The organism is Terrisporobacter muris (assembly GCF_024621905.1).
GTDB lineage: Bacteria > Bacillota > Clostridia > Peptostreptococcales > Peptostreptococcaceae > Terrisporobacter > Terrisporobacter muris.
In genome coordinates, this window is record NZ_JANKBY010000298.1 from 1 (window position 1) to 4,565 (window position 4,565).

Consider the following 4,565-nt stretch of genomic DNA (forward strand, 5'->3'; position numbering starts at 1 on the left):
TTAAGAAAGGAGCATTATAAAATGTCATCCACAAAAAGTACATTATTGCTTAAGAATATAGATTGTGCAAGTTGTGCAGATAAAATAGATATAGAAATAAATAAAATTGATGGAGTTAAAAAGTCAAATGTAAATTTTGTATCATCTAAATTGACTGTGGAGATAGAACAAAGTGAAGATAGGGAAATCGTACTTGATAAAATAAAAAATAAGATAAAAATAATAGAACCTAATATTAATGTTACTAAAATTGATGATGATAATGAAAAGGATGAAGAAGAAAAAGAGAGAAAACGAGAAATTGGTTTATTGATTATGGGAGGTATAATATTTTTTGTTGGCGTATTTACAAATCTTGTACCACCTTGGGAATTTATAGTATTCTTTATAAGTTACATTTTACTAGGTGCAGATGTGGTTATAAAAGCTGTAAAAAATATATTCAGAGGAAATGTATTTGATGAAAATTTCTTAATGGCCTTAGCTACCATAGGAGCATTTGCCATAGGTCAATATCCTGAAGGTGTAGCTGTTATGCTATTTTATAAAGTTGGAGAAAGTTTTCAGTCCTATGCTGTTAATAAATCTAGAAGATCAATTTCAGCATTGATGGATATTAGGCCAGATTATGCAAATTTAAAAATAAATAATGAAATAAGAAAAGTTTCTCCAGAAGAAATAAACATAGATGATATTATAGTTGTAAAAGCTGGTGAAAAAGTACCTTTAGATGGTGTTGTTATAGAAGGTAAGTCAATGATAAATACATCTGCTCTAACAGGAGAATCACTACCAGTTAAAGTAGAGAAGGGCAGTGATATTTTATCAGGTTCCATAAACAATAACGGAGTTTTAGAAATAAAAGTAAATAAAAGATTTGAGGAATCAACAGTTTCCAAAATTTTAGATTTGGTGGAAAATGCAAGTAGTAACAAGGCTGAAACTGAAAACTTTATTACTAAGTTTGCAAAATACTATACACCTGTAGTAGTTATAGTGGCTTTAGGTCTTGCTATGATTCCCCCATTGCTATTTAAAAATCCATGGAATGATTGGATATATAGAGCATTGGTATTTTTAGTAGTATCTTGTCCTTGTGGTCTGGTTATTTCAATACCTTTGGGATTCTTTTCAGGAATTGGAACAGCATCTAAAAGTGGATTACTTATTAAAGGAAGTAATTATTTAGAATCATTGAGCAAAACAGAAACTGTTGTATTTGATAAAACAGGAACACTTACAAAGGGAGTGTTTAAAGTAACAAAAATAAACAATGAAGATTTTGTATCACAAGAGGAACTTTTAGAATTTGCAGCATATGCAGAGTATTATTCAAATCATCCCATAGGTTTATCAATAGTTAAAGCTTATGAAGAGGAAATAGATAAAAATAAAATAAAAGATTACAATGAAATATCTGGTCACGGTCTTAGTGTTACAATAAACAATAAAAAAGTACTAGCTGGAAATGACAAGCTAATGAAAAAAGAAAATATTAAATATGAAGAAATAAATGAAGTAGGAACAATAGTTCATATAGCAGTACAAGGAAAATACTATGGCTATATAATTATTTCTGATGAAATAAAAGAAGACTCTAAAAAAACCATAGAAGGCTTAAAAAATATAGGAGTTAAAACGCTAGTTATGTTAACTGGCGATAGTAAAGAAGTTGCACAAAATGTAGCAAAAGAACTAGGTATAAGTTCAGTAGAATCAGAGTTGTTGCCAGATGAAAAAGTAAAAAAAGTAGAACAATTGTATAAAGAAAAAAGTCCAAAAGGCGTTTTAGTATTTGTTGGTGATGGAATAAATGATGCTCCTGTACTTGCTATAGCTGATATAGGTGTGGCTATGGGAGGGCTTGGTTCAGATGCTGCCATAGAAGCAGCTGATGTAGTAATAATGAATGATCAGCCATCAAAACTAATAGATGGTATAAATATTTCAAAAAGAACACAAAAGATTGTATGGCAAAATATAATATTAGCTTTAGTTGTAAAATTTATAGTACTTTTCCTAGGTGCAATAGGATTTGCAAATATGTGGGAAGCTGTGTTTGCTGATGTGGGAGTTACATTAATAGCCGTCATAAACTCCATGAGAATAATGAATTATAAATTAAAATAAAGAATATAACCACAGAATTATGAGGATTCTTTATATGAAAGTTCTTTTATAGAATTCTTAGTTACTTAGTACATTTGCATAAAGTAGTATGATTATAAAGAACACCCCCAATTGTTTATGGAAATTTCCTGGCATTGGGGGTGTATTTTATAAGTTTTATTTATTTCTATAATATCATATATCTAAAGCATCTTAATAAGTTCTTCCAATCCTTCAGATAAAGCTCTTGCACGTTCAAAATCAGTATTCTTTAAAGCAGATGCAATCTCCATCTCAACTGACTTTTTCTTTTCTTCAATTTGTAAATAGTCCTTATCAAAATGATTAGCATAAATCATTTTTCTAAACTTTCTCATACTCATTTTTCTAATTGTCTTATCTTCAATCAGTAAAACATAATCCACACAATTAACTATAAAATGATAATCATGAGAAATCATCAAAATAGCACCTTTATAATCTGCGATAGCTTTTTCTAGAGCCATTTGTGAATAAATATCTAAGTGGCTTGTAGGCTCATCCATTAAAAGCATATTTGCTTTACTAGCAGAAACCTTAGCAAGTTGAAGGATGTTCTTTTCTCCACCAGATAAAGATTCTATCTTTTGTGTAAGTATATCTGCATCAAAGCCATATTTTCCAACATATCTTCTAATCTCACCATAAGTTTCAAATCCCACGTCATAGAACTCTTGAAGTATGGTATTAGACTCATTTACTGCTTCACCTTGCATTTGAGATAAATAAGACATTTCAATATCTTCATTTATTTCAATAGCCTTGTTATTGTTTTTGAATATCTCTTTTAATAAAGTAGTCTTTCCAACACCATTTGTACCAACAATAGCTACTTTATCAGTAGATTTTATTTCAAAGTTAACATTTTCTAAAAGAACTTCATCAAATGATATATTAAAATCTTTAACTTTTAAAGCAACAGTTTCTTCAATTTCATTTTTTGTCTCTAAATTGATGTATGGCTGTTTAATATCAACAAATGGAGCTTTAATTCTATTTGCTTCTAATCTTTCTTGTATTTTAACTCTAGCCTTTAAAGCTCTACCTCTAGAAGCTTCAGCATTATAAGTTGCTTTTTCTCGCAGTATTTCAATTAAAGCTTCATTTCTAGCAATTTCTTCTTCATCAGCAATGGCAAGCTCTTGCATTTCGATTTTAGTTTGAAGAAGAGAGAAGTTGTAATCAATATATCTTCCATCAAATTCTTGAATTTCTGTATTTTCCAGGTGTATAATTTTGTTAAAGCAATGGTTTAATAAATATCTATTGTGCGTAATAACTAAAATTGTTTTCTTGTGAGAATTAATTAAATTCTTAAGAGCATTAAGATTTTCAAAATCTAAGAATACATCTGGCTCATCCATAATCATTAAATCTGGAGAGTTCAACATTTCCTTTATTACTTGAATAAGTTTAAATTCCCCACCACTAAGCTCAGATATCATTTTATCTTTATGCTTGCTTAAATTTGCAAGATTTAGCTTCTTATTAATATTGCTTTCATAGTTATCTCCATCAATTGCTTCAAATGCATCTAAAGCTTCTTGGTACTTTTCTAGTAAAGTCTCAATATCATCAGAAGTTCCCATTTCTTCACAAAGAGATGATATTTCATCTTGTAGCTTAATAAATGGTTCAGCTATATATTGGAACACGCTCGTTTCCTTTATTTTATCTACTTGTGAGAACTGGCTTACATACCCAATTCTACAACTTGGATCCATTTCCAACTTCCCATGGAACATATATCTTTCTGGATCCATTATTATATCTATAAGTGTACTTTTTCCGCTACCACTTGCGCCTATAAAAGCACAGTGTTGACCCTCTTCTAATGTAAATGAAACATTATTATATAGATCTGTTTGCGGGAACGAGTAGGACAAGTTGTCAACTTTTATCATATTTATTACCTCTCTTTATCATTTAAAAAGAGCCTATAAAAATAAGCTCTTCAATATATTATCAATCGTAATTTCCCGATTGATTGTATATATAGTAACGACATTCTTTTTAATTTACTTTTGATAGCATAACATTTTTTAAGACTAATTTCAATTATTTTATATTATTACTATAATATTAACTTCACTTTATAATTTAGCTCTAGCAAAATCTTTTTAATCAAAATATCTTCTTGCGGTTTGGAAATATTTAATTGGTATAAAGGGAATTTGCTATTAAAGTCAAGTTCCCTTTATTTATTTTTATAATAGAGATAATAATGTGAAACTCTGCTAAAATTATTATAATAATGAAAATTTTGGTAGAAAGGATCAATCATATGATGGCACTTGAAGGAATAATATCTTTATTTTTAATAATTAGTGTGGGAGTTTATGCTAGTAAAAAAAATATAATAACAAAAGAAATTAATAAAGGTTTAACAGACTTACTTTTAAATATAACCTAGATCG

Annotated in this window: 3 protein-coding genes; 2 read left to right on the top strand and 1 reads right to left on the bottom strand. The window is 28.9% G+C overall.

Annotated features, from left to right (window positions below; translation table 11 throughout):
- Nucleotides 1-21: 21 nt before the first annotated feature.
- Nucleotides 22-2,130 (top strand): heavy metal translocating P-type ATPase, encoded by a 2,109-nt coding sequence (locus NSA58_RS16460; RefSeq protein WP_074079561.1) that lies wholly within the window; start codon nucleotides 22-24, stop codon nucleotides 2,128-2,130.
- A gap of 182 nt (nucleotides 2,131-2,312) precedes the next feature.
- On the opposite strand, the gene NSA58_RS16465 is transcribed toward NSA58_RS16460, so the two are convergent.
- Nucleotides 2,313-4,052 (bottom strand): ABC-F family ATP-binding cassette domain-containing protein, encoded by a 1,740-nt coding sequence (locus NSA58_RS16465; protein WP_074429773.1) that lies wholly within the window; start codon nucleotides 4,050-4,052, stop codon nucleotides 2,313-2,315.
- 380 nt (nucleotides 4,053-4,432) lie between these two features.
- Between NSA58_RS16465 and NSA58_RS16470 the strand changes: the two genes are divergently transcribed.
- The gene (locus NSA58_RS16470) at nucleotides 4,433-4,561 is read left to right on the top strand and encodes a hypothetical protein (RefSeq protein ID WP_257560704.1); all 129 of its coding nucleotides are present in this window, start codon (nucleotides 4,433-4,435) and stop codon (nucleotides 4,559-4,561) included.
- The last annotated feature ends 4 nt before the right edge of the window (nucleotides 4,562-4,565 follow it).

Coding starts and splice junctions, on each gene's coding strand:
- NSA58_RS16470 (WP_257560704.1), top strand. CDS start 4,433: ATGATGGCACTTGAAGGAATAATATCTTTATTTTTAATAATTAGTGTG.
- NSA58_RS16460 (WP_074079561.1), top strand. CDS start 22: ATGTCATCCACAAAAAGTACATTATTGCTTAAGAATATAGATTGTGCA.
- NSA58_RS16465 (WP_074429773.1), bottom strand. CDS start 4,052: ATGATAAAAGTTGACAACTTGTCCTACTCGTTCCCGCAAACAGATCTA.